Raw genomic sequence first — 23,451 nt, 5'->3', positions numbered from 1 at the left:
ACAATCGGCGGTCAGATCCGGCCATGCAGATGCGCCTTGGCCATAAGCAAAGCGCCGCCGGTTATGCCGTCAGGCGATGCGTCGCAGCGGCGCCGCTACCGCCAGCGCCTGCGTAGCCAGATGGCCGGCCGCCCGCTCGGTCGCCAGCGCGATCCGCGCCTGCAAGGCCACACTGGTGATGTGCTCGCCATCGAAGTCGGCAGGCGTGGCATACACCCCGATCGGCAGCGTGTGCGCCTGCAGGAAGCTGAACAATGGCCGCAGCTGGTGGTCGATCACCAGCGCATGGCGCTCGCTGCCGCCGGTCGCTGCCAGCAATACCGGCGTATCCACCAGCGCTTCCAGCCCGATGAAGTCGACCAGGTGCTTGAACAGTCCCGGATACGATCCCCGATAGACCGGCGCAGCCACTACCAGCAGCCCGGCCGCCTCGATCGTCTGCAGCGCCTGCTCCACGGCGGGCTCCACTTCGTCGCGCGACAGCGACTGCCCCAGCGAACGCGCGATCGGCGCCAGCTCCACCAGCTCCACGCTGGCATGCACCCGCTGCTGCAACGACGCCAACAAGTGCCGCACCAGCAGCAACGTGCGCGACGTCGCCGAGCTGGTCGGTGACCCCACCACTGCCACCACCTTCAATGCAGAAGACATGAACTGCTCCTCGATGATGCCGAACTACGTCCGGCCGCCTTTCGCCTTGTGTAGAGCCGAGCCATGCTCGGCTGCTTTCGCCTTTGTGGAGTCGAGCCATGCTCGACTGCTCCAGATCAGAACCGGTAATTGATCCGCCCGTACCAGAACGCCCCGATGCGGCTCAGCACGTCGCCCGAATCCCAGGTCGTCTCGATGCTCGCCACATCGGTGGCACTGCGCGCGTACTCCGGCACCTTGCGGGTGCGCTTGTCGAACACGTTGTTGATGCCCAGCGCCGCACTCCAGCCCGCACCCAGTTCCACGCCACCGGAGAGATTGGTCACCAGCACCGGCGGCTGTTTGTACTCCACGCCGTTGTTCAGGCGCTTGATCGGGCCGTAGTAGGTGAAGTCGACGTTCGAGCGCCAGCGCCCGTTCTGCCAGCCCAACCCCGCCACCTGCGTGTAGCTGGGCGTACGGAAGCGCAGCGCGTACTCGCTGCTCTTGGTCAACAGGTTGATGTTCGGCAGCCCCTGCAGCGCCGCCGGAATGTCGCTGACCTTCTGGATGCTGGTGCGCCCCACGTTGGCCGCATAGCTCCAGCGCAGCTTGCCCCACACGGTTTCCTGGTTGGCCTCCAGGGTCAGCTCGACACCGCGTGTGCGGGTATTGCCCACGTTGGTGAAGTAGCTGGCATAGAACGCATCACCCGGCAGGATGCTGATGCCGGCCGAACCCAGCAGCGCATCGATGGTGTTCTTCTGCGCCGCAGTCAGCACCGTGCCGCTGTTGTCGGTGATGCGCGCTGGATCCTGCGCGTTGTAGCCGATCTGGCTGGACTGGCCGAGCTGGCCACGGATGTCGATCTGGTAGGCATCCACGGCCAGGTGGAACGCCGGGCTCGGGTCCCAGGTCACGCCCAGGCTGTAGTTGGTGGCTTTCTCGGGCTTCAGCGGCGTCGCACCCAGCGCAACCGCCGCCGGCGAAGACACCTGCGCCACCAGCGTGGTGCCGCACGGGCAGCTGCCGGTGGCCTGGTAGTACTGCGCGCCCAGGCTGGGCGCGTGGAAACCGTTGCTGACCGTGGCACGCACGCCCAGCGCGTCGGTGAAGTCGAAGCGCGTGGTCAGGCGGCCGGTGGAGACACTGCCGAAGTCGGAGTGATCTTCCCAGCGCGCGGCCGCATCCAGATACCAGCGCGAGGTGATGTTGGTGGCCGCGCCCACATAGACCGCCTTGCTGTTGCGGGTAGCCTTCACCGCGTCCGCAGTGGAATAGCCGACGAAGGCCGCAGCACCAAAGCCGGTATACGACTCCCACTGCCCCGCCCCACGTTCGTACTGTTCGTGCTGGTACTCGGCACCTGCGCTCACTTCCAGCGGCGAGGCGAACGCAGCCACCTCGAAGCCACGGCGCAGGTCGAGGTTGGCGATACCCTGCTGGTAGTCCAGCTTGCCGTCGTAGAAGTCGGTAGGCGAACCGGGGTATGGCAGCGAGTAGTTCACCGAGTTGCGCGTATAGGTGCGCACCGTGCTGCGGTTGCCGGTAAGGCTGGCGTCGTAGTCCCAGCCTGCGATCTGGCCTTTCACGCCCGCGGTGCCGGTGTACTGCTTCTCCTTGGTTTCCAGCACCGGCAGGAAGCCATCGGGAAACACGCTCAGCACGCCTGGAGCCTTGTAAGTGGTGAAGATGGTCGCCGGCAGACGGAAGTTCTGGATCGCCTGCGCGGTGCGGTCACTGGCCGTAGCGTTAGCGTAGAACTGCGCGCTTTCGCCCAGGCCATGGCCCGCATTCACTGCGAAGGCCTTCAGCGCATACGATGGCGAACTGAGGATGGTGTTGGCCTCGGCATCGCGGCTGGCTTCGGCCGGGTTCAGTGATGCGCCGGCCGGCAACCGGTTGTTCGGGCGCAGCGCAACGAGATTGCCGTTGGCATCCACTGCCGGATAGCTCAGGTAGCCATCGATGTAGCGGCGGGTGCGGATCGCATGATGCTGGCGGGTGGTCTCGCCAGACAGGTTGACGAAGCCATCGGCGCCCCACGGCAGCCCCACGTTGGCACGCACGCTGGTGCGCGAGCCATCGCCATCAATGCTCTGCCCGCTTTCCACGGCGAGCTCGCCACCGTGCGCCTGCGATTTCAGGATCACGTTGACCACGCCGGTGATCGCGTCCGAACCATAGATGGCCGACGCGCCATCGCGCAGCACTTCCACGTGGTCGATCGCCGAGACTGGAATCAACGCCAGGTCGGCCCAGGCGTGGCCTGGGAAGCCGCCGCCGTTGGCACCGCTCACATAGGCACTGGCATTGCGGCGCTTTCCGTTCACCAGCACCAGCGTGTAGCCGGGCGACAGGTTGCGCAGCTGGTAGCCACGGATCAGGCTCTCCTGGTCGCTCTGGTAGCCACCAATCTGGCTGAGCGACGGCAGTGCGCGCTGCAGTGCTTCCAGCAGATTGGCCTGGCCGGTGGCGGTGAGGTCTTCGGCGGAGATCACGTCGATCGGCGTGGAACTGTTCTTCACCGTACGCGTACTGGTGCGCGAGCCGGTCACCACCACGGCATCCAGCGTGGACGCGGCCACGTTGGCCGTCGCGGCGGCGGCAGCAGGATCCGCATCGGCTTCAGCCGCATGGCTGGGCGAAGCGGCGAGGATGGCTGTGATCAGGACAGCGAGAGTGCTCAGGACAGGGGCGTGGGCGACAGGCATGGGGGCTCGTGGGGGTGGGCCGGAAACACGCTTCCATTCAAGGGCCTGTTCACCCACCGCGACAGGCGCGATCGCGTCACCCAACCGTCATATCCGGCCAGCCACATGACTGCTGGTAATGAGGTTAGGCAGCCGCAACGGTGCGCGGCTGCCTGTAGAGCCGAGCCCACGCTCGGCTGCTCCTCGCGACGGCGTCAGATGCATCCCCCTGCCGGTATTGAGCCGAGCGTGGGCTCGGCCCTACAAGAGGGGAGCGACCGCTCCATATGCCTCGCCGGCATCACCTCATGCCCGCGCACCACTCAGCGCCATGCATCTGCACCCGTAGCATCAAGCCATGCCCAGCCCACCCGCCGACCCCGCTGCGCCGCTCGTTGCCATCGTCGCCTGCCACGGCCAGGGGCTGTTCGAATTCGGCTGTGCGGTGGGCCTGTTCGCGCCGATAAGACCCGAGCTCGGCGTGGCCTGGTATCGCACCCAGCTGTGCGCGGGTGAGCCCGGTGCGCTGCGCCTGCTTGGCGGAACGCAGGTGCAGCTTCCCTACGACCTCAGCACAGTTGATGACGCCGACATCATCGTCATTCCCGGTTGGCGCGAGCCCAGCGAGCGCCCGCCACAGGCGCTGCTTGATGCACTCATCCGTGCCCACGGCCGTGGCGCGCGCATCGCTTCGATCTGCTCCGGTGCCTTCGTGCTGGCGTGGGCCGGGCTGCTCGATGGCCGCCAGGCCACAACCCACTGGCGCCTCACCGAAGCGCTGGCGCGCGACTTCCCACGCATCGATGTGCGCGAGGACGTGTTGTACGTCGATACCGGCAGCATCATCACCTCGGCCGGCTCGGCCACCGGCATGGACATGATGCTGCACATGGTGCGCAAGGACTACGGCGCGCGCGTGGCCAACCTGGTGGCCGAGCGGCTGGTACTGGCGCCATGGCGTGATGCCGGGCGCAGCCAGCGCGTCAGCCGCGCCATTCCCCATGGCGAGCCCTCGCGTCTGGCAAAACTGATGGAATGGATGCGCCGCAACCTGCGCGAGCCGCACTCGCTGGGCAGTCTTGCCGAGCAGGCCGCGCTCAGCCAGCGCACCCTGCAGCGGCAGTTCCTGGAAGCCACCGGCCTGTCACCCATCGACTGGCTGATCCGCGAGCGCGTGGCATTCGCCCGCGAGCTGCTGGAAACCACTGACCGGCCGCTGCAGTGGATTGCCGAGCAGGCCGGCTTTGGTTCGCAGGAGTCGTTCCGCCGGCACTTCCGCGGCCAGGTGGACGCCAGTCCTACCGAATACCGCAGCCAGCATCGCGGCGGAATTGGCGCGGATCGGCTGGTGGGCTGCTGATCCAACGCATCACTCCCAGGTGATGCGTGAGGAAAGGCTCACGGCAGGCTACGGCGCCCCACGTATAGTGACGGGCGTCACAAGAAGCCCCTTCCATGCTCCACGCATTTGCCTACTCCAGCCACATGTCGGCTGGGCTTTCCGATGAAATCCTCCGGCAGATCGTCTCCTGCTCTGCCACGTTCAACCGTCGCGTGGACGTCACCGGAGCGCTGCTCGTCGACGGTCAGCGGTTTTTCCAGTACGTCGAAGGTCCTCCCGACGGCCTGGAGGCGGTCAAGCGCCGCATCCAGGACAGCCGATCGCATGCTGCCGTCGTTCCGGTACTGGACATGGCCATCAGCGCGCGTGCTGTTCCCTATTGGGCCATGACCCGCATCGAGACCGGGCAGGTCGTGGTGTCCGGCCTGGTCAATGCACGATGGGACGAATTCGGCCATTCCGTTCCGGGCATGGATCAGCTCGTCGGCCTGCTGCGTCCGCACTTTCCGCGCATCGGCCCGCTCAGTGCGCACCATGCGCCCGTCGGATCCAGCTGAACCGCCGCCTTGCGCGCGTAGTCCCACGCGGCCGCGTGCTCCCTGCAGACGTCATCATTCAAGCCGCGTTACCCATCGTTCCTGCCAGATCCACAGCATGCCTGTACCCGCTCAACCTTCAACGCAAACACGTGCCTCGCCCGCCGAGTTGTTCGAGGTCGTCGTCCTTCGTGCAGGCACGGCCCTGTTCGCGATCGACGTCCAGGCTGCCGTGGAAATACGCGGCCCCGAGACCTTCGGCCCTGCAGATCAGCATGGCAGGCGAAACTTGGAGGTACGAGGGCAGCCATTGCCGGTGGCCGACCTGCGCAGGCTCAGCGGGCAACCGGCATTCGATGGCGGCAGCCCAGCCATGCTGTTGATCACCGCCGGCACCGCAACCCTGGCGCTGGCGGTGGATGAAGTGCTGGAAATCGAAACACCGGACGCATCTCCAGACGCAGCCTCGCCGGCGCAGGGTCGACCGTTCAACTTCTGCAGCCGGCACGTTCGGATGGATGCCACACGTTCGGCTGCGCTGATCGAACCGCAGTCGTTGCTGGCTGAAATGGCCATGCGGGACTGAGGTGCCTCTGCTCAAGGGCGCCTGCGAACCGGTTGAGACCGCATGCGCCAGCACTGCGCGGCAAAGCCCAGCACAAACACCGCAGCCAATCCCAGCAGCGTGTGCAGCACCACCGGGGCCATCGGCGCGGCAGCAATCGGATGCGCTGCCGGCACGCGGGTCAGCGTTTCGTTGACGCCGGGCACCAGCGACAACAGGAAACTGAACGACAGCGCGAAGGTCGACAGGTAACGCGCTGCGCGCCCCAGCCAGCGCAGCCGGGCGGCCAGCACGCCGCCGAAGGCGACCAGCAGCACGATCAACCCGAATGCGTGGCCCGGGTTGATCCCGCCCGTACTGGAGACGGTGAACGAGGTGGCCACCGACAGCACCAGCCCGAGCAGGTACAGCTTGCCCGCGCGCGTGGCGGGATCGATTGCGCGATGACGAATGAAGGCATACAGGCCACTCAACACCGGGATCAGGCTGACAGCGGTATGGATCACGCCAAGCGCGGACAGAGGGTGGGACATGGGACATCTCCAGGAACAGAATGAACCTACTAGTAGGTAGGCGTTAGACTCAAAAGGAAGGCCCGCGTCACCGCAGGCCGACCACACATCTCTCAGGACGCCGCGCTCACCCGCGCGATCGCCAACCGTGCCAGTGCCGCGAAGGTCGCCGCGTCACCAAAACCGCGCGCGGCCAGCATCGCGCCATGCACCGACGACATGAACGCCCTGGCCTCGTCCGCAGGGGAACCCTGCAGGCGCAACTGGCCCAGCGCCGCGCCCTTCTCCAGCGTCACCGTCAGCCACCCGCTCAGATCCTCGAAATGCCCGCGTACTTCTTCGGCAATCTCCGCAGGGATCATCGGCGCCTCGGCTGCCAGCATCGCGCAGATGCAGAACGAAGACGTCCCCCCGGCAATACAGCTGGACCAGTACTCCACATAAGCGTTGAGCTCCCGCAGCGGGTCGTCCAGCTGCCGGTCCAGCAGCGCCAGGCCTTCGCGCGCCTCGGCCCGGTACAGTTCAACCACCGTGCGCACCAGGTCCGCCTTGCTGGGGAAGTGGTGATGGATGCTGGCCTTGCTGATGTTCACCCGCGCGGACACGTCGGCGTAGCTGAAGCCGTTGTAGCCACCGGCCTCCAGCAGCGAGCGGGCATGGGCCAGGATCTCCTGGGCCTTGGGCGAGAGCGACTCTTTCATGCCGTCAACCTACTAGTAGGTTGACGCCCTGTCAACTATCCGCGGCCGGGTGGGCAGCATCTGGTAGTGCCGGCCGCTGGCCGGCAACTGCACGCACCCAACTCCACCGGGATGCCGGCCAGCGGCCGGCACTATCGCATCCGGGCGTCCGTGGCCGGTTTTGACATGCAGGTAGTTACCTGCATATAGTCCACTCAAGGGCGGCACCTGCCGGCCCATGCGAGGAACCTGCAATGGTGGATATCGCACACCGGGTCGGCATCAAGGCCCCCGCAAGCCAGGTGTATCAAGCACTGGCCACCCCTGAAGGCGTCGCCGCCTGGTGGGCCGAAGACGCCCATGGCGACTACACCGTCGGCGGCACGGTAAAGGTCCGTTTCACCAATAACGGCCAGGAAATCGGCGCCATGGAAATGCAGCTGGAACAGCTCGTTCCTGGCGAACTGGTGCTCTGGCAGTTCCTGGCCGGCCCCGCCGAATGGATCGGCACGCATGCGCGCTTCGCACTGAAACAGGAAGGCGACTACTGCATCGTGCTGTTCACCCACGAAGGCTGGAAGGAACGCGTCGAGTTCACCTCCCACTGCAGCACCAAGTGGGCGGTGTTCCTGATGAGCCTGAAAGCCCTGCTGGAAACCGGCAAGGGCCAGCCCAACCCGCACGACGTCAGGATCGACAACTGGAACTGAAGACGCCCCGCATGAATGCAGACAAGGTGTTCAAGGCCTTGGCCGACCCCACACGCAGGACGCTGCTGGACCTGCTCTGCGAGGACAACGGCCAGACCCTCGGTCAGCTGTGCGAGCACCTGGACATGGCCCGGCAATCGGTCACCCAGCACCTGGGCCTGCTGGAAGACGCCAACCTGATCAGCACCGTGCGCCGTGGCCGCGAGAAGCTGCACTTCATCAACCCGGTGCCACTGCATGAAGTCTATGAGCGCTGGGTACGCAAGTTCGAGCAGCAGCGCCTGAGCCTGCTGCATGACCTGAAACGCGAACTGGAAGGAGAATGACGATGTCCGCAGAGTCCACCCGCTTCATCCACGTGATCTACATCGCCTCCACGCCACAGAAGGTGTTCGAGGCCATCACCCGCCCCGAGATCGCCCGCCGTTACTGGGGCCACGAGAACATCTCGGACTGGAAGCCCGGCTCGCGCTGGCAGCATGTGCGCGCCAACGAAACGCGCTCGGTCGAGCTGGTCGGCGAGGTGGTGGAAAGTACCCCGCCCTCGCGGCTGGTCATCACCTGGGCCGCCACCTCGCAGGCCGACAACCCGGACGCCTACAGCCGGGTTACCTTCGACATCGTGCCCTACCAGGACATGGTGCGGCTGACGGTTACCCATGAGGAGCTGGAACCCGGCAGTGGCATGGATACCGGCATCCGCCAGGGCTGGCCGATCGTGCTGTCCAGCCTGAAGTCGCTGCTGGAGACGGGCAAGGGGCTGGATGTGTTTGCGAAGCCGAGTTGAGCATCTCGAGCAGCACGATGAGAGCGAAGCCGCACTGACTGCAGGCGGCTTCGCTGTCACGAGCGTACGCGACCATACTCGGCACACAACGCGGATTTCAGGACACCCCATGCCCCCTTCTCTGGAACAGCTCGGCACCATCCGCGTCCTGCGCATCGAGCCGCAGGGCCCCGCACTCGATGCCAACGGCCTGCGCGATCTGGTCGGCGACACCCTTGGGCATCAGGCCGAGTGGATCGCCATTCCGGTGCAGCGCCTCTCTCCGGACTTCTTCGAGTTGCGCTCCGGCATGGCCGGTCAGTGGCTGCAGATGCTGGTGAACTACCGCCTGCGCTTCGCCGTGCTGGGCGATGTCAGCGGCTACCGCGCACAAAGCGAATCGCTGGACGCGTGGATCACCGAGTGCAACCGTGGTCGCGACGGCTGCTTCGTGGCCGATTGGGATGCTCTGCAGACTCGCCTGTCGCCCTCGGCCAGTTAGCGCGCCGTCCAGCCCCCATCCACCGGCAGCGCCGCGCCGGTGATCTGCGCCGCGGCGTCCGACGCCAGGAACACCACCATCTCGCCCAGCTGCTCGGGCGTCACGAACTGCAACGACGGCTGCTTCTCAGCCAGCAGCGCACGCGCAGCGGTCTCCTGATCCGTGCCTTCGCGCTCGGCCAACGCGGTGATCTGCTGCTCGACCAGCGCCGTTCGCACCCAGCCTGGGCAGATCGCGTTTGCGGTGATGCCGGTACCCGCATTCTCAAGCGCGGTCACCTTGGTGAACCCCACCACGCCATGCTTGGCCACCACATAGGCCGACTTGTTCACCGAGCCCACCAGGCCGTGCACCGACGCAATGTTGATGATGCGGCCGGCGCCCTGCTGCTTCATGTGCGGCAACGCCGCCGCCGTGGCATGGAATACGGCCGACAGGTTCAGCGCCAGGATTGCATCCCACTTCTCGACCGGGAACTCCTCGATCGACGCGGTGTGCTGGATGCCCGCGTTGTTCACCAGGATGTCGATGCGGCCCATCTTCGCCACGGCGTGGTCGATCATGCCTCGCACTGCCTCGCCCCGCGACAGGTCCGCGCCATCATGCGCCACCCGTACACCGAACTCAGTTTCGAGTTGGGTACGGATGCGCTCGATTTCCGCCGCGTCGCCGAAGCCATTCAGCACGATGTCGGCACCTTGCCGCGCCAGGGCTATGGCGATGCCAAGACCGATACCACTGGTGGAGCCGGTAACCACCGCAACCTTTCCACTGAACATGGGTGAGCTTCCATTGGGCGTAGGTGGCCAGTGTAGCTTCACCGGCGCGCCCCTTTAAGCGACGCTACCTTGGTCAATCAACGGTTAGAACGCGTTAGGTACCCGCCGAGGGAAGTGTCCAGCGTTCATTCAAAACGGACGGTACACCTCAGAGGGGGCACAGTCGTGGCCTCCTAGCGATACTGTCCGACTCCGACATAGGGCAATGCATCCATGCTTTGCCCGGCGGATCGAAATCGAACAGGTCCGAAAATAGCTTCTGCGGCCGTTCTACTCCCCCCACCTCCAACCGGGCGGAGCGCCTTTCATCCAGCAGATAAATACAAGGACCAACACTACGGCCCACGTGTAAAGCTGAAACGCGATGGGCTCGCGAAATGGAGAGAACAGAAACGGACCCGCCAGCAGCAGGCCGAATGCGACTGCGTACACAAGCCAGCCCTGCCACGCGCACGGCATCCCCCAACCCCATCCGTACTTTTTCCTGGTAAACCAGTACTTCTTGTTGATCATTGCAATCTTCCTCGATGGCCGCCGGTCTCACGTACCTGATCCAAGCATGCTTTGAGCTGTTCGTGAAGACGTCGGTCCAGAATCAAGTCAGTATCCCCTCTGGTTGTGACGAGAACAGAGCTACGGTCCGTGCGCAGCACGAAGACGTTGCGACCGTTCTGCATGCGGAACTTGCCAAGTTCAACGCCCCCTGTGCTGGTCCCAAGTTGCCGGTGAGGCAGCGTGATCCTTGAAGCATCGAAAGCGTCCTGCCACGAGACACTGGAAAGCGGGAGCTGCAGTCGGACAAACGCTGCTGACCCAATCAGCTGGCCATCTGTAACGGCGATGTACGCTGTCCGCACTTGATATACGAGGCCAAAGGCAACTACGACAACAACGGCCAGCGCCGAGCCGAGCGCAATATTCCTGGCTGGCACCCCGCCGGAGCGGGATGCAAACCATATTGCGATCAGAACCACGGCTGCTGCCACGCATATGCCGAGAGGAAGCGCGTAGGCGTGAATCAGGGATACATCCAGCGTCGATCGGCACATCATCAGGAACTACTCCGCAGAGATTGACCGCATGCCATAAACGTAAATCGTCTCGACAATTGTCTCAAATGCGTCTTCGTCACAGGTGACAAGGCCCACGCTTCGCATCGCGCGCAGAAACGAGCGGACCTCGTCCCATGCTACGGGCTTTGCGTGTTCATCGCAGATCATACTTGCACTGCCACGCATGAGAGTGCTTCGGCATCAGATACCGCGCAACAAACGCCCATCTCTCATCGATCACATCGGTCGAACATGGGCTGCCCGCAGTCATGCCATTGCAGTGACACTGTTCATACCGAACTTCAAACACGCTCTAGAAGAGGACGCTCGCTCGATCAACGGTCGCCAGCGGGTTGGCCTTCCGCACCGCCTCCAGAAAGAGCAGGAAGTCGCGGTTGAACAGCGACAGGTTGTTGGTGAACGTCACGCACTTTCTACCCGATGCTCTGCTGAAGCACACCTGCCAGACATAGCGTGAATAGATGACGTCGGACGTTCGTGTGACTGAGGTGATCTGCGAGAGCGGAACCACCGTGGGCACCGGCCCGCGCCGCAGGTAAAAGGACGCCGCATCAAAGAAGTAGTGCTCGCGATCCTCTTTGCCATCCACCATCACCAAGGTCATGGACGTGCCGGAAATCCGGCGCGGGGCATGCAAACGCAGCCCCGACTTCACGGACGAGCGAGCAGTTGCTGACATTCGCCGAAGTGTGAACCAGAGGATCACCAACGGAAGTGCCGCAAGGACAATGAAACCTACGGTCTTCAAAACAGTTTCCAGCGTGCTGGGCACACAGATCTCCAGGATGAATTTTCAGACGATACCCAAGTAGATCCACGCCACGCGTGGATGCTCTGGCTTCAACACCCCATCACTTCCAATGATCCGGCCCCAGGAACGGCAGGCTCAACACAAACACCGGAACCGCCACAGGGATCAACGCCGCGCCCAGCACCTTGCCCGCCGCCGACCCCACACCCGGCTTGTCCTCCCTCTCCGGCAGGATCCGCTGCGCCCGCGCATTGATCGGCTGTGCCAGCTTCCCCTTCTCCGCCAGTGCCGCAGCATCCGGCAACTGCACCCGCTCGCCGTCGCCCTCGAACAGCGCGCTGTAATAGCTGCCGCCCTTCCTTGAAAGATTGCAGGCGCGGTCAAACGCCAGCGCGTAACGGGTCCGGTCCATCGGCAGGTAGTAGCGCGCCCGCTCCTCCACGGCCTTGGCCTCACGCGGGAGCACCTCAATCCGCTCCAGCTTGAACTGCGCGGCCTGTTCCGCCGTCACCTGCTCCGGCCGCAGCAGCAGCGCATAGCTGCCGTGCACCTTGGCCTTGTTGGCCGGGTCGCGCCAGTCTTCATGGAAGTACATCTGCGCGCAGGCCACCGCCTCGCGCAGCGGGCTGTCCATCAGCGCCCGATATTCGCGGAACGGCGCGGCATTGAAGCGCATCGGCGCGTCATAGCGCGGCAGCAGGTACAGCTGTCCGTCTTCGGCCACAAAGGCGCTGGTGACCTCACGGTTCCAGACGTGTTCCTCCGGCCCGCTGGCGCAACCACCCAGCAGGCCAAGGCACAGGGCGGAGAGAATGAAGAAGGACGTTCGCATGTCGTGTTCGAGGGCTTCCCTGGGAAAACGGCCCCGCCCGAAAGGACGAGGCCAGCCCGTCATGGTGCCACGGCACCGCATGCGATGCAGAACATGGCTTACTTCAACCGCTCCACCAACCGCTGCCCCACCTCCAGCGCCGAAGCCGGGTTCTGCCCGGTAATCAGCTCGCGGTCCACCACCACATGCCCCGTCCACGGCGTGGTGTTGCTACTGAACGTCGCACCCGCTCGCTGCAACGCCGTCTGCGGGTAGAACTTCATCTCGCCACCACCCAGCAGCGGCTTGGCCTGCTCTTCTTCCTGGTTGCTGATCACCGTCATCTGGTAGCCGCTGTAGATCCACTTCGGCGTGGCCGGCATCGCACCCGCCTCCAGCTTTGCCACGAAACCATCCGCATCCGGCAGCGTGGACAGCAGCGCGATCGGCCCGTGGCAGACCAGCGCGGTGGTCTTGTTGCGCTGGTGGAAGTCGGCCAGCAGCCGGCCCAGCGCCGGGCTCTTCAGCAGGTCCTGCATCGGCGCGTGGCCACCGGGAATGTAGACCGCATCGAAACGCGCGTAGCCCTGCTGCTCGATGCGCGCCAGGCTGACCACCGGCGAGGCCGTCGGCGAGGTCAGCGCCAGTTTCTCCAGCAAGTCCTTGTGCAGCGTCAGCTGTGCGGCATCGTTGCCGAAGTACGCCGGCGTCACCGAGGACGCATCCACCGTCGGCGCCCGCCCCTGCGGCGTGGCGAAGGTCACCGCGTGGCCCGCGTCCAGCAGCAGCTTCACCGGCTGCATCAGCTCGTTGAGATAGAAGCCGGTGGACAGCACCTTGCCGTCCTTCAGGTCTAAGTGGTCCTCGTCGGACAGCACCACCAGCACGTTGGCGGCATGTACGCCGCTCGCGGCCAGGGTCAGGGCCAGCGCTGCGGCCAGCCGGGTCATCAGGTTCATGGGGAGCTCCTATCGGGGAATGGCGGCCACTTTATTCATCACCCCAGCGGCGATAAATTGGCCCCATCGCAAAACATCTGTTCGCCGGAGAGCCAAATGAGCCGCAAGTTCGACTACCTGGGCGATGTGGAGGTGTTCCTGGCGGTGGTCGAGCACGGCTCGTTCACGGCCGGCGCGGTGGCGCTGTCCACCACGCCCTCGGTGCTGAGCCGCGCGGTCACCCGCCTGGAAGCGCGGCTGGGCCGGCAGCTGCTGCAGCGGACCACCCGCCGCGTGGGCCTGACCGACGCCGGGCGGCTCTATCTGGAACAGGTGCGCACCGCCTTCGGCCTGCTGGACGACGCCGAGCGAGATGTACTGGCCCAGGACGGTGCGCTGGCCGGCCGCGTGCGCCTGAGCGTGCCCACCACCTATGGCCACTACCGGCTGCCGCCCGTGCTGGCGCGCTTTGCGCAGCAGTACCCGCAGGTGCAGGTGGAACTGAACATCACCAACCGCAACGTGGACCTGGTGGCCGAAGGCTTCGACCTGGCCATCCGCCTGGGCCAGCTGCCGGACAGCGGGCTGGTGGGGCGAAAGCTGGAAGACGCGCCGCTGCTGCTGGTGGCCGCGCCGGACTATCTGCAGCGCCACGGCACGCCGCAGACGCTGGACGACCTGCAGCAGCACCTGTGCCTGCCCTTCGTGATGCCACGCACCGGGCGGCTGGCGCCGTGGATCTTCCGCGACGGCGGGCGCGATGTGGACTGGCTGCCGCGTTCGTCCATCGAGACCTCCGACGATGTGCTGGGCGTGGTGTCGCTGGCCGAACAGGGCATCGGCATCTGCCAGAGCTATGCGTTCATCGTGCGCGAGCGGTTGCTGCGTGGGAAGTTGGTGGAAGTGCTGCCGCAACTGCGGGGACGGTCGCGGCCGTTCTCGGTGATCTATGCACCGCATCGGCGGCAGTCGGCGGCGGCGCGGGCGATGATTGAGTTGCTGGTGGGGAATGCGGCTGAGGCTGGCGTCGGTTGAAGCCGGGGGCTTGTTAACGGTGTCGGGATTGAACCGTTTTTCGGGGTGTGCGGCTGATCGGGCGCCGTTGCCTGTCGAGGCGGACTAAGAACCGTTGCAAAGAAGGCTGTCGCGCTATTCGCTTGTGGCATGGGCGATTGCGCCACTTTGATTCGCCATCAGCAGAGCAGCTGCGCGAATGCGTCTGCTGGCGTCGCGTGCTGCACGAAGGGTGCGTGCAACAATAGTTCTTCGCTCTCGGATTCCGCGATTCCTTCGCGAATCTCTATTGGCATTCGAAGCTGCTGCGTAAACACCATGGCGCGCCACCGAAAGCGGGTGGCTCGGGCCTGCAAACCCGAAGAAAGCGATGTCTGTAGTTTGCGCTTGCCCGCCGGCACCGTCCTTAACCGGTGCCGGCGGGCAATCCGTCGGCCTTTTTGGTGGGCGGTACGTGGGGGCTTTCGGGCCCGCCGGTTTATGACATCGCTTCTTCCGGTTTGCAGCCACGCATCGTCCGCCACCTCGCTACGCGGTGGCGCTGTTAAGCACAGCCAAGGAAACCGACGCCGTGAACGAATCCGACACCTTCTCCTCGTACACCGTTGTTGAGCCCATCAACGACGACACTCCCCTGCCCGACCTGAACTCCCTGCTCGGCATCCTCAAGCGCATGCGCGGCTGCGAGGGGGCTGATGGGCACCCTTGGCCGGAAACCGATGTATCGCCCGGCCGACGTGTGAGCCTGGCTAGAAGTGAGCGCGCGATGGTTGGCGCACTGACGGTGCTGGAGCTGCTACACGCGGCAGACCGCTGCCGGGTGGCAGCGGAGCCGGAGCGGCATCTGGATGAGGGGGTGGTGGATGGGTTGTTTCTGGCTTGCCGCGGGCTGGTTGAGTGGGCTTGCCACGAGGTTAGGCCAGAGTGACCTGCTCGATCGGAGCACACTTACGGTAGGGTTGGTCGAGCCTCACTTCGACCAGTGCCGCTCCGAGCCAGTAGCTAACCTTCAACGCCTGAACTAATTCGCGCCGTGATGCGGCGTCGCCTAAAACATCCGCTAGCAATCACTCTTCTCGTTTATTGGTGATGCCGAACGGAATATGTACCGATGGAGCCACCTCGCTGGCCGTTACAAGGTGCCCCGATTGATCATCAAAGAAGATGTGTGGCTGCAGAACGTTCAAGACAAGCTTTTTTTCAACCCCTCCAAGAAAGAATGCATCGTTCGCCATCACTCCCCAACTCTTCAACGTGTTGATAGCCCTCTCATGGGAGGGCGCGTTCCTTGCCGTGACAATAGATACTCGAAGTCGATTTCTATAGGCTGAATCTTCTTTTCGCCTCTCTTCCTCTACCTTTTGAATCTTTGAGATCTTTAGCAAGAAGGTCTTGAGCGGACCACCACCGAGCGGCTCCATAACGTTGGCAGTCTCATGATCGTGGAATTTTAAAACATCCTTGGTGTTCTGCATAACTGTCTCAGCAGTGTCATCAGCAAGTACACCATCAAAGTCAAAGGCGATTCGCAAGGTTTTATCCTGAGGATCATCGATTTTTTTTGAATCCATTACGTAGCCAGCCGGAAACCCCTTGGCGATGGCCTCAACAACATCGCTCTGGTTGGATGAAAGAAATAATGAAATATTCAAAGCTGGAATGTAATCGTATGGAGACAAACCTTGCTGGAAGATCGCACGAGTGATCCCCAAGGCGTGATGCTCGATAGACTTCATCACGCGAAGTCCTGTATCCGGGTCATTACGAGACAGCAGAACGACCTCTATCAATGGTCCAACACCTGCGGGACTCAGATCATTCAGTGACAGCAGACGTTTGATGAATGAAAAAGCAACCCCCTCACTCAACGGATCATTCTTATGAGCTTCCTGATACTGCCGATAATTTTCCTCGCCCTGAGTCCTGAAAATTCGGTCTGACTCGGTCAAATCAAACATAGCACTCGATGCGACACCAACCACCAGCCTGTCTTTCAACTCATATGCCACGATATTCCCCTGTGCGCGCGAGATAACTAATAGACAAACTCACCAATCCGGTTACACGACTCATCCACAAAGCATCGCACACCCTCCGTTTTACAACTCAAATTCAGAGCGGGCAAGTCCGGCAAACAGGCTTGCCACTTCCCTAGACAATCTAAGTACAAGGCCTCAGACCGAATTCACATGAAAGCTCGCGTTGGATCTGGCGCGCCCTCTGATCAGGAGTAGCCGCGTGTAACGATTGAGTAGGGCCGATTCTTAAAGCGACGTCAACTTAGACGAACTGCTAGCCTTCACTGGTGCCCACAATGTGGCGGGCCCGCTCATAGAGTTCATCAAAAGTAATCACCTCCGGCTGATGCAGGTTGCGACGATAAAGCTCGAAGGACCTTAGCTGCCCCTCATTCACACCGTGCTCTCCGGAAAACTGCCCAAGCGTGCCAACAACAACAAAGGATCTCGGTGAGAAATTAAAAGCCTCTTCTGCCGTGGGAAAGCCTTTCTTGTCCGCGAGGCAGAGTCTTCCAAAAATAGTTTCCCCCGCGTATGACACGGTGCCTTGCACCTGTGCCACTGCGCCAGATAGATACTCTGATGGTGCCCAGCAGCCCCTGCGATAATCCGAGGAGGCAAGTAGAGGTGTCCTATGGGTCTTGATTTCCACGAAGCACAGGGTTGAGGCTAGCGCCCGTGTCTTTAGAAGCGCATCTACACGCTTCCCAGGCTGATCGACCTGGTAACCTCGAACCACTTGCTCAAGATTTTTTTCATCAAGCCCCGACGAATAAACATAGCTTAGCCCATATCCAAATATCCACTGATTGGCCTCGAAAAACTGCTGCCACAGCGCCTCATCCTTGCATTTCTTTCTTTTCTTTAGGTCATTGAAGTAGCTTTCGCTCTCTAGAAGTTTGCCAAAGACCTCAAGTTGTCTCTTACGGTATCCAAGCGCCACTAAGTCTCTCTTTGTAACAGAGTGCCGCAAAACCTCCGCGATGAGCTCCTCGTTATCCACCACCAGCTCTTTCGCTTGACGTGACGTAAGTGCGATTTTGCGCAACTCAGCATCTGAGATGTTAACCGAGCTTCCATTTTCCAAGCTAACAGCCTGAATATTGGCGAGAAATTCACAAAAGCGCCCGATCTCCTCGCCGACGAATGAGAAGCCAGCACCATAGGGCATGCCAGTATCCGCAGAGAACTTCTGAATAGTGAGAACGAAAACACCCTTAGTGTCTTCGAGAAATTTCGCCCTGATGTAAGTGGCCGCATCGGGCTTCTGCCGCACGACAACTTCATCCCGCTCTTTGACGTACTCGTATCCATCCTTAGATGCCAGAACTTTCGACGCTATGCGGACTCGACGAGTCTTGTCCCCAAAAGCCGGAAGCGCTGGACTTATGTATGTCTTCCCGGGCTTAGGATGCTGATAGTTGTCCATGATCACCAGAAGATGGGGTGTGAAAGCTGACTCCGAATTCGACCCCGCTGCCAAGCGGATCAGACTAGAATGGACTACGACGCGGCGGTCGAGAAGAACTCACTTATGCGCACCAGGTCGCTTCGGTCTGAAGCATGATTCTGAAGAATCTGCTGCAGCATTTTTGACCCTGATGCCAGCCACTCCTCTACGAGCCGGTCAAATGCCGGCGTGCGCTCAATGTCCGGAGCCAACCGACGGATATAAGCGTCTGAAATGGTCTGGCACTCAACTTCTCGTTGTTTAGCGATTTGACGCACTACCTGAATCCTCACCCTTCGAATTGCGCCTGGCTTATCGGGCTGGTAGCCACCGCGGATTCCTGCGAGAACCCGAAGAACATCCTCGATTTTCTGACTCATTACCACACACCCCCAAGCAACCCATCTAATGTTGGATTTGACTGGAACGCAGAGCCATTGCGCATGGCGAATAATACCAACTCACACACACGCAGAACGACATATTAGTTATAGCACATTGTTCATCTCCGCTCGCTGAGCCCCCCAATCTGCGCAGACTCGCTTTAAGAGTGACACGTATTCCTCCACATCCTGGCGATCGACCGCCACAGGATGAAAGTGCTCCGGAGGCGAATGCGACAAAAGGTTCCGAAGGTTCGCCCACGCCAGCAGCTCGGCAACATCGGCTTCGGGAGTCCGATACTCTTCAGCTGCCATGGCCTCCAGCTTGGCCTTCAATCCGAAGAGCCGCTTTCCCGGTTTTTTGGAAAGGTAGCGCACAACCAAGACTGCCTCGAACATCCCCTGCAGCCGCCACAACGCGAACGACCAGAGAAGATCTTTCTCGAGATGGTTGTAGTAGCGGAGATCAGATGACACCTCGACGTGCGCATCGGCGAACTCAGGAGGGACATCAGCGCCTGAGATCATTTGTTCTACACAGGCATCAGCATAGTCCGAGTATTTCTGAATGAGCCCTACAACTTCATCGAACTCATGGACATTCGGTCCATATAGCCAGTAGTCGTCCTCGGTCAGAACACGAAGGGCATCTCTCATGCGCTCTATCCATTTAATAGACGGACCTGTTGACCCGGTTACGACTCACCCACAAATCACCGCATAGCGGGCTTCCCTTGATACATCTCGCTTTTGGGCCGACCAAGTCAAGCTGACCGGCCAGCAGTGTAGCCGTCACAGCCGCAAGCTCAGCGCTCACCTCAAGCAGGTCAGCCCCCCCAAAAAAAGAAGCTATCTAGCGTGCGGAGCACCCGCGAGAGCCAGCAACATCTTCCGCGTTTCCTTATCAGGGCGGAGCGTCGTTGTCCCGCCATTGGACGTGTAGACATGCACACGCCATGTGAATACCGCCCACCGCGTAATTTGGAATTTGGATGCCAAATCTCTCAACCATCGATTGTCTGGCCCGAGCGGGACGCTCCAACTCCCGGTTTCTCCATCAGCCAATGGCTTCGGAATGCCGTGACCGAACTGATCTTGCACAAGCGCAATGATCCCGTGCCTCTTCCAACGCCAAGCTCCAAAGGTAAATCCAATATTAGTTACTACTGTTGGACGCTGCGAAATATTAGTGACTGAAACTGAAAAAACTTCTACCCGCGGCTGGCCTGGACCGATGATCAAGCGATGTCCAGCGTAGCCGCGAAGCTTTATCTTCTGGGAAGAATGAGCTACGTGCAAGGCAACTACTGCTGCCGCCAACGAGCCGATGCCTGATACCCAATCAGCGATAGATCCCCATTCAACTGCCACAATCATCTCCTCCGAGATTTAAAGCCAAGTCACACCGGCTGGGACTAGTTGGGCTTGCATGCTCAGCGCGGGCTCTGGCCTCCCGCTCCGCCAATGATTCATCCTGATCGGGAGCCCTTCGACGCTCGCTTCCAACCGTGCATGGGCAACCAACAATGAATGGTCAGGGAACTCAAAGAGAAGGCTCGCCCTGAATCATCCCCGCCAGACAGCTGACCTGTCTACAACCCCCTCAATGCCTGCCCCCTCTTGGGGGCCACTGATTCTGGACATGATGCCAGTCCAGCACGACGCGCCAGAAGACTCGCAACGGGGCCCCATAAGCAAACCCCTCAAACAACAAGGGCGCCTCTCGGCGCCCTCATTCTTTCAACTCATTCCCACTCAATAGTAGCCGGCGGCTTCCCCGAGATGTCATAGACAACCCGCGACACCCCCCGCAACTCATTGATGATCCGGTTGCTCACCGTACCCAGGAACTCATACGGCAGATGCGCCCAATGCGCGGTCATGAAGTCGATCGTCTCCACGGCCCTTAGCGCAATCACCCACTCATAAGCCCGCGCGTCGCCCACCACGCCCACCGACTTCACCGGCAGGAACACGGCAAACGCCTGGCTGGTCTTGTCGTACAGGTCCGCCTTGCGCAGCTCATCAATGAAGATGGCATCGGCCTTGGCCAGCAGCTCGGCGTATTCCGGCTTCACTTCGCCCAGGATACGCACGCCCAGGCCCGGGCCCGGGAACGGGTGGCGATAGACCATCGTGCGGGGCAGGCCCAGCTCTACGCCCAGGCGGCGCACTTCGTCCTTGAACAGCTCGCGCAACGGCTCCACCAGGCCCAGCTTCATGTGCTCCGGCAGGCCGCCCACGTTGTGGTGGCTCTTGATCACATGCGCCTTGCCGGTCTTGCTGCCGGCCGACTCGATCACATCCGGGTAGATGGTGCCCTGCGCCAGCCACTTGGCGTTCTTCAGCTTGTTCGACTCTTCGTCGAAGATCTCAACGAACAGGTTGCCGATGATCTTGCGCTTGGCTTCCGGGTCGCTCACGCCTTCCAGTGCGGCGAAGTAACGGTCGGCGGCATTCACGCGCACCACCTTCACACCCATGTGCTCGGCAAACATCGCCATCACCTGGTCGCCTTCCTGCCAGCGCAGCAGGCCGGTATCCACGAACACGCAGGTCAGCTTCTCGCCGATGGCCTTGTGCAGCAGCGCCGCCACCACGGACGAATCGACGCCACCGGACAGGCCCAGGATCACTTCGTCATCGCCCACCTGTTCGCGCACGCGGGCGATCTGGTCGTCGATGATGTTGGCGGCGGTCCACAGGGTCTGGCAGCCGCACACGTCCACCACGAAGCGGCGCAGCAGCGCCTGGCCCTGCAGGGTGTGGGTCACTTCCGGGTGGAACTGCACGCCGTACCAGCGCTTCTCTTCGTTGGCCATGGCGGCCACCGGAATGCGGTCGGTGGTGGCGGTAATGGTGAAGCCCGGCGGTGCAACGGAGACGTGGTCGCCGTGGCTCATCCAGACATTCAGCTTCGGCTCGCCGCCGTGGTCACTCAGGCCCTTGAACAGTGCATCGGGGTTGATCACGTTCACTTCGGCGTGGCCGAACTCGCGCTGATCCGCCGCTTCGGTGGCACCGCCCAACTGCGCAGCCAGGGTCTGCATGCCGTAGCAGATGCCGAAGATCGGCAGGCCGCTGTCGAACACTTCCTGCGGCGCGGCCGGGGCACCCGGCAGCGTGGTCGATTCCGGGCCACCGGACAGGATGATGCCCTTGGCGCCGAACGCGGCGATCTCGGCCGGGTTGTGGTCCCACGCCCAGATTTCGCAGTAGACGCCCAGCTCGCGGATGCGGCGGGCGATCAGCTGCGTGTACTGCGCGCCGAAATCGAGGATGAGGATCTTGTCGTTATGGATGTTGGTCATGGCGCCCCGGCAATGCAGTAGGGAAAACGAGAATCTGAAAGAGAAAATGCGGCGGCAGATAGAGAAAGAGGAACGGGAAGTGCTTCCCCGTTCCTCTTTGCTCGGCCCGCGTCAGGCGCGGTAGTTCGGCGGCTCTTTGGTGATGGTCACGTCGTGGACGTGGCTCTCACGCTGGCCGGCGCCGCTGATCTTCACGAACTTGGGCTTACTGCGCATGTCTTCGATGGTGGCGCAGCCCACGTAGCCCATGGTGGCGCGCAGGCCGCCCATCAGCTGGTGGATGATGCCGCCCACCGGGCCGCGGTACGGCACGCGGCCTTCGATGCCTTCCGGCACCAGCTTGTCGGCGGTGGCGGCGTCCTGGAAGTAGCGGTCCTTCGACCCCTTTTCCATGGCGGCCAGCGAACCCATGCCGCGGTAGCTCTTGTACGAACGGCCCTGGTACAGCTCGGTCTCGCCCGGCGATTCCTCGGTACCGGCCAGCAGGCCACCGACCATGATGGTCGAGGCACCGGCGGCCAGCGCCTTGCCGATGTCGCCCGAGTAACGGATGCCACCGTCGGCGATCAGCGGGATGCGGTCCTGCAGGGCTTCTGCCACCAGGTCGATGGCGGTGACCTGCGGCACGCCGACGCCGGCGACGACGCGGGTGGTGCAGATCGAGCCCGGGCCGATGCCGACCTTGACTGCGTCCGCGCCGCTGTCCAGCAGCGCCAGTGCGGCTTCGCCGGTGCAGATGTTGCCACCGATGACCTGCACGTTCGGGAAGTTCTTCTTGACCCAGCTGACGCGGTCCAGCACGCCCTGCGAGTGGCCATGCGCGGTATCGACCACGATCACGTCCACGCCGGCGGCGACCAGCGCTTCCACGCGGCGATCGGTATCGCCACCCACGCCGACGGCAGCGCCAACCAGCAGGCGGGTCGACAGATCCTTGGCAGCATTCGGGAAGTCGGTGTTCTTCTGGATGTCCTTGACGGTGATCAGGCCACGCAGCTCGAACGAATCATTGACCACCAGCACCTTTTCGATGCGGTTGCGGTGCAGCAGCTGCAGCACTTCGTCGGAGGCGGCGCCTTCCTTGACCGTGATCAGGCGATCCTTCTTGGTCATGATGTGGCGGACCGGATCGTCCAGCTCGGTCTCGAAGCGCATGTCGCGGTGGGTCACGATGCCGGCCAGCTGGCCGTCGCTGCCCACCACCGGCACGCCGGAGATGTTGTGCGCCTGGGTCAGGGCCAGCACGTCACGGATGGTGGTTTCCGGGCCGACGGTGATCGGGTCGCGGATGACACCGGCCTCGAACTTCTTGACCTTGGCCACTTCCGCGGCCTGCTGTTCCAGGCTGAGATTCTTGTGGATGATGCCCATGCCGCCGAGCTGGGCCATGGCGATGGCCAGGCGGGCTTCGGTGACGGTATCCATCGCGGCGGACAGGATCGGAAGCTTCAGCTTCAGGTCTCGGGTCAACCGCGTTTCGAGGTTGACGTCCTTGGGCAGGATGGTCGAGTGGGCGGGGACGAGCGAGACGTCGTCGTAAGTGAGTGCTTCAGCCTGGATGCGCAGCATCGGCATACCCGAGATGTGGGGAAGCGCGACATTTTACCCTGTTTTCGCGCCGCGTGGCAGGGGGTAGATGCGACGCAGTGTCGCGCGGGCGGTGGTCGGTTCAGGAGGGTTTGGAACCTGCCCCGGTGGGTGCGGACCGTTGGTCCGCACTGCCTTCATACACCTGTGCACCGGCATTGTGCCGACCAACGGTCGGCACCCACCTTGAGAGGATCACCCGAGCCAGCCCTGAAGCGCCTTTGGTGGGTGCGGACCGTTGGTCCGCACTGCCTTCATATACCTGTGCACCGGCATTGTGCCGACCAACGGTCGGCACCCACCTTGAGAGGATCACCCGAGCCAGCCCTGAAGCGCCTTTGGTGGGTGCGGACCGTTGGTCCGCACTGCCTTCATATACCTGTGCACCGGCATTGTGCCG

General features: G+C 62.4%; 23 protein-coding genes. 9 read left to right on the top strand and 14 right to left on the bottom strand.

Going from position 1 to position 23,451, the window contains the following annotated elements; genetic code table 11:
- Positions 1 to 69: 69 nt before the first annotated feature.
- Positions 70 to 651: an FMN reductase gene (gene msuE, locus AC5P9W_RS13325; RefSeq protein WP_346474553.1), complete on the bottom strand. Its 582-nt coding sequence runs from the start codon at positions 649 to 651 to the stop codon at positions 70 to 72.
- A 116-nt stretch (positions 652 to 767) separates the two neighbouring features.
- A complete protein-coding gene (locus tag AC5P9W_RS13320) occupies positions 768 to 3,344 on the bottom strand; it encodes a TonB-dependent receptor plug domain-containing protein (RefSeq protein WP_495219311.1) in 2,577 nt (858 codons plus the stop codon).
- A gap of 337 nt (positions 3,345 to 3,681) precedes the next feature.
- On the opposite strand from AC5P9W_RS13320, the gene ftrA reads away from it, so the two are divergent.
- The 3 genes from ftrA (at position 3,682) to AC5P9W_RS13305 (ending at position 5,787) form a co-directional block, all read left to right on the top strand.
- Positions 3,682 to 4,683 (top strand): transcriptional regulator FtrA, encoded by a 1,002-nt coding sequence (ftrA, locus tag AC5P9W_RS13315; protein WP_495219310.1) that lies wholly within the window; start codon positions 3,682 to 3,684, stop codon positions 4,681 to 4,683.
- Positions 4,684 to 4,778: 95 nt separating this feature from the next.
- Entirely contained in the window at positions 4,779 to 5,222 is a 444-nt protein-coding gene (locus AC5P9W_RS13310; protein ID WP_495219309.1) for a BLUF domain-containing protein, read from the top strand.
- Between the two features lie 97 nt (positions 5,223 to 5,319).
- Positions 5,320 to 5,787, top strand: a complete 468-nt coding sequence (locus tag AC5P9W_RS13305) for a chemotaxis protein CheW (protein WP_495219308.1) — start codon at positions 5,320 to 5,322, stop codon at positions 5,785 to 5,787.
- 11 nt (positions 5,788 to 5,798) lie between these two features.
- Here AC5P9W_RS13305 and AC5P9W_RS13300 read toward each other — a convergent pair whose 3' ends face one another.
- Together AC5P9W_RS13300 and AC5P9W_RS13295 are read right to left on the bottom strand one after the other, a co-directional pair.
- On the bottom strand, positions 5,799 to 6,299 hold the full coding sequence (locus AC5P9W_RS13300) for a hypothetical protein (RefSeq protein ID WP_495219307.1): 501 nt from the start codon (positions 6,297 to 6,299) through the stop codon (positions 5,799 to 5,801).
- Positions 6,300 to 6,391: 92 nt separating this feature from the next.
- The gene (locus AC5P9W_RS13295; protein ID WP_495219306.1) at positions 6,392 to 6,979 is read right to left on the bottom strand and encodes a TetR/AcrR family transcriptional regulator; all 588 of its coding nucleotides are present in this window, start codon (positions 6,977 to 6,979) and stop codon (positions 6,392 to 6,394) included.
- 233 nt (positions 6,980 to 7,212) lie between these two features.
- Between AC5P9W_RS13295 and AC5P9W_RS13290 the strand changes: the two genes are divergently transcribed.
- The 4 genes from AC5P9W_RS13290 (at position 7,213) to AC5P9W_RS13275 (ending at position 8,936) form a co-directional block, all read left to right on the top strand.
- A complete protein-coding gene (locus tag AC5P9W_RS13290) occupies positions 7,213 to 7,668 on the top strand; it encodes an SRPBCC family protein (protein ID WP_495219305.1) in 456 nt (151 codons plus the stop codon).
- Positions 7,669 to 7,679: 11 nt separating this feature from the next.
- On the top strand, positions 7,680 to 7,994 hold the full coding sequence (locus tag AC5P9W_RS13285; protein WP_005416268.1) for an ArsR/SmtB family transcription factor: 315 nt from the start codon (positions 7,680 to 7,682) through the stop codon (positions 7,992 to 7,994).
- A gap of 2 nt (positions 7,995 to 7,996) precedes the next feature.
- The gene (locus AC5P9W_RS13280) at positions 7,997 to 8,455 is read left to right on the top strand and encodes an SRPBCC family protein (protein ID WP_180877269.1); all 459 of its coding nucleotides are present in this window, start codon (positions 7,997 to 7,999) and stop codon (positions 8,453 to 8,455) included.
- Positions 8,456 to 8,564: 109 nt separating this feature from the next.
- Positions 8,565 to 8,936: a DUF4180 domain-containing protein gene (locus AC5P9W_RS13275; protein WP_495219304.1), complete on the top strand. Its 372-nt coding sequence runs from the start codon at positions 8,565 to 8,567 to the stop codon at positions 8,934 to 8,936.
- On the opposite strand, the gene AC5P9W_RS13270 is transcribed toward AC5P9W_RS13275, so the two are convergent.
- The 4 genes from AC5P9W_RS13270 to AC5P9W_RS13255 form a co-directional block, all read right to left on the bottom strand.
- The gene (locus AC5P9W_RS13270; protein ID WP_495219303.1) at positions 8,933 to 9,715 is read right to left on the bottom strand and encodes a 3-hydroxybutyrate dehydrogenase; all 783 of its coding nucleotides are present in this window, start codon (positions 9,713 to 9,715) and stop codon (positions 8,933 to 8,935) included. The two genes, AC5P9W_RS13275 and AC5P9W_RS13270, sit on opposite strands and share 4 nt — an antisense overlap.
- Before the next feature lie 1,365 nt (positions 9,716 to 11,080).
- Positions 11,081 to 11,560 (bottom strand): hypothetical protein, encoded by a 480-nt coding sequence (locus AC5P9W_RS13265; protein ID WP_258392452.1) that lies wholly within the window; start codon positions 11,558 to 11,560, stop codon positions 11,081 to 11,083.
- A 79-nt stretch (positions 11,561 to 11,639) separates the two neighbouring features.
- On the bottom strand, positions 11,640 to 12,371 hold the full coding sequence (locus AC5P9W_RS13260) for a hypothetical protein (protein ID WP_495219325.1): 732 nt from the start codon (positions 12,369 to 12,371) through the stop codon (positions 11,640 to 11,642).
- Between the two features lie 98 nt (positions 12,372 to 12,469).
- On the bottom strand, positions 12,470 to 13,309 hold the full coding sequence (locus tag AC5P9W_RS13255) for a type 1 glutamine amidotransferase domain-containing protein (RefSeq protein WP_495219302.1): 840 nt from the start codon (positions 13,307 to 13,309) through the stop codon (positions 12,470 to 12,472).
- A gap of 96 nt (positions 13,310 to 13,405) precedes the next feature.
- On the opposite strand from AC5P9W_RS13255, the gene AC5P9W_RS13250 reads away from it, so the two are divergent.
- A complete protein-coding gene (locus AC5P9W_RS13250; protein ID WP_495219301.1) occupies positions 13,406 to 14,323 on the top strand; it encodes a LysR family transcriptional regulator in 918 nt (305 codons plus the stop codon).
- Positions 14,324 to 14,873: 550 nt separating this feature from the next.
- Positions 14,874 to 15,230, top strand: coding sequence for a hypothetical protein (locus AC5P9W_RS13245; RefSeq protein WP_159360045.1), 357 nt, complete (start codon positions 14,874 to 14,876; stop codon positions 15,228 to 15,230).
- A gap of 139 nt (positions 15,231 to 15,369) precedes the next feature.
- Here AC5P9W_RS13245 and AC5P9W_RS13240 read toward each other — a convergent pair whose 3' ends face one another.
- From AC5P9W_RS13240 to guaB, 6 genes are all read right to left on the bottom strand, one after another.
- Positions 15,370 to 16,311, bottom strand: a complete 942-nt coding sequence (locus AC5P9W_RS13240) for a 5'-nucleotidase (RefSeq protein WP_100053213.1) — start codon at positions 16,309 to 16,311, stop codon at positions 15,370 to 15,372.
- Positions 16,312 to 16,594: 283 nt separating this feature from the next.
- Complete coding sequence (locus AC5P9W_RS13235; protein ID WP_495219300.1) at positions 16,595 to 17,749, bottom strand: Shedu immune nuclease family protein; 1,155 nt, start codon at positions 17,747 to 17,749, stop codon at positions 16,595 to 16,597.
- A 74-nt stretch (positions 17,750 to 17,823) separates the two neighbouring features.
- Positions 17,824 to 18,150, bottom strand: a complete 327-nt coding sequence (locus AC5P9W_RS13230; RefSeq protein ID WP_495219299.1) for a hypothetical protein — start codon at positions 18,148 to 18,150, stop codon at positions 17,824 to 17,826.
- Positions 18,151 to 18,258: 108 nt separating this feature from the next.
- Entirely contained in the window at positions 18,259 to 18,810 is a 552-nt protein-coding gene (locus tag AC5P9W_RS13225; RefSeq protein ID WP_071305778.1) for a hypothetical protein, read from the bottom strand.
- Positions 18,811 to 19,898: 1,088 nt separating this feature from the next.
- Entirely contained in the window at positions 19,899 to 21,464 is a 1,566-nt protein-coding gene (gene guaA / locus AC5P9W_RS13220) for a glutamine-hydrolyzing GMP synthase (RefSeq protein WP_099474709.1), read from the bottom strand.
- Positions 21,465 to 21,575: 111 nt separating this feature from the next.
- A complete protein-coding gene (gene guaB, locus AC5P9W_RS13215; protein ID WP_005416248.1) occupies positions 21,576 to 23,033 on the bottom strand; it encodes an IMP dehydrogenase in 1,458 nt (485 codons plus the stop codon).
- Positions 23,034 to 23,451: the final 418 nt, after the last annotated feature.

The organism is Stenotrophomonas sp. YJH_SMC_33 (genome assembly GCF_059372295.1).
This window is presented reverse-complemented; position numbering and strand designations above follow the sequence as displayed.

What these genes read in the sequence shown, in the direction of transcription:
- msuE (WP_346474553.1), bottom strand. Translation starts at nt 651, where the DNA reads ATGTCTTCTGCATTGAAGGTGGTGGCAGTGGTGGGGTCACCGACCAGC.
- AC5P9W_RS13320 (WP_495219311.1), bottom strand. Translation starts at nt 3,344, where the DNA reads ATGCCTGTCGCCCACGCCCCTGTCCTGAGCACTCTCGCTGTCCTGATC.
- ftrA (WP_495219310.1), top strand. Translation starts at nt 3,682, where the DNA reads ATGCCCAGCCCACCCGCCGACCCCGCTGCGCCGCTCGTTGCCATCGTC.
- AC5P9W_RS13310 (WP_495219309.1), top strand. Translation starts at nt 4,779, where the DNA reads ATGCTCCACGCATTTGCCTACTCCAGCCACATGTCGGCTGGGCTTTCC.
- AC5P9W_RS13305 (WP_495219308.1), top strand. Translation starts at nt 5,320, where the DNA reads ATGCCTGTACCCGCTCAACCTTCAACGCAAACACGTGCCTCGCCCGCC.
- AC5P9W_RS13300 (WP_495219307.1), bottom strand. Translation starts at nt 6,299, where the DNA reads ATGTCCCACCCTCTGTCCGCGCTTGGCGTGATCCATACCGCTGTCAGC.
- AC5P9W_RS13295 (WP_495219306.1), bottom strand. Translation starts at nt 6,979, where the DNA reads ATGAAAGAGTCGCTCTCGCCCAAGGCCCAGGAGATCCTGGCCCATGCC.
- AC5P9W_RS13290 (WP_495219305.1), top strand. Translation starts at nt 7,213, where the DNA reads ATGGTGGATATCGCACACCGGGTCGGCATCAAGGCCCCCGCAAGCCAG.
- AC5P9W_RS13285 (WP_005416268.1), top strand. Translation starts at nt 7,680, where the DNA reads ATGAATGCAGACAAGGTGTTCAAGGCCTTGGCCGACCCCACACGCAGG.
- AC5P9W_RS13280 (WP_180877269.1), top strand. Translation starts at nt 7,997, where the DNA reads ATGTCCGCAGAGTCCACCCGCTTCATCCACGTGATCTACATCGCCTCC.
- AC5P9W_RS13275 (WP_495219304.1), top strand. Translation starts at nt 8,565, where the DNA reads ATGCCCCCTTCTCTGGAACAGCTCGGCACCATCCGCGTCCTGCGCATC.
- AC5P9W_RS13270 (WP_495219303.1), bottom strand. Translation starts at nt 9,715, where the DNA reads ATGTTCAGTGGAAAGGTTGCGGTGGTTACCGGCTCCACCAGTGGTATC.
- AC5P9W_RS13260 (WP_495219325.1), bottom strand. Translation starts at nt 12,371, where the DNA reads ATGCGAACGTCCTTCTTCATTCTCTCCGCCCTGTGCCTTGGCCTGCTG.
- AC5P9W_RS13255 (WP_495219302.1), bottom strand. Translation starts at nt 13,309, where the DNA reads ATGAACCTGATGACCCGGCTGGCCGCAGCGCTGGCCCTGACCCTGGCC.
- AC5P9W_RS13250 (WP_495219301.1), top strand. Translation starts at nt 13,406, where the DNA reads ATGAGCCGCAAGTTCGACTACCTGGGCGATGTGGAGGTGTTCCTGGCG.
- AC5P9W_RS13235 (WP_495219300.1), bottom strand. Translation starts at nt 17,749, where the DNA reads ATGGACAACTATCAGCATCCTAAGCCCGGGAAGACATACATAAGTCCA.
- AC5P9W_RS13230 (WP_495219299.1), bottom strand. Translation starts at nt 18,150, where the DNA reads ATGAGTCAGAAAATCGAGGATGTTCTTCGGGTTCTCGCAGGAATCCGC.
- AC5P9W_RS13225 (WP_071305778.1), bottom strand. Translation starts at nt 18,810, where the DNA reads ATGAGAGATGCCCTTCGTGTTCTGACCGAGGACGACTACTGGCTATAT.
- guaA (WP_099474709.1), bottom strand. Translation starts at nt 21,464, where the DNA reads ATGACCAACATCCATAACGACAAGATCCTCATCCTCGATTTCGGCGCG.
- guaB (WP_005416248.1), bottom strand. Translation starts at nt 23,033, where the DNA reads ATGCTGCGCATCCAGGCTGAAGCACTCACTTACGACGACGTCTCGCTC.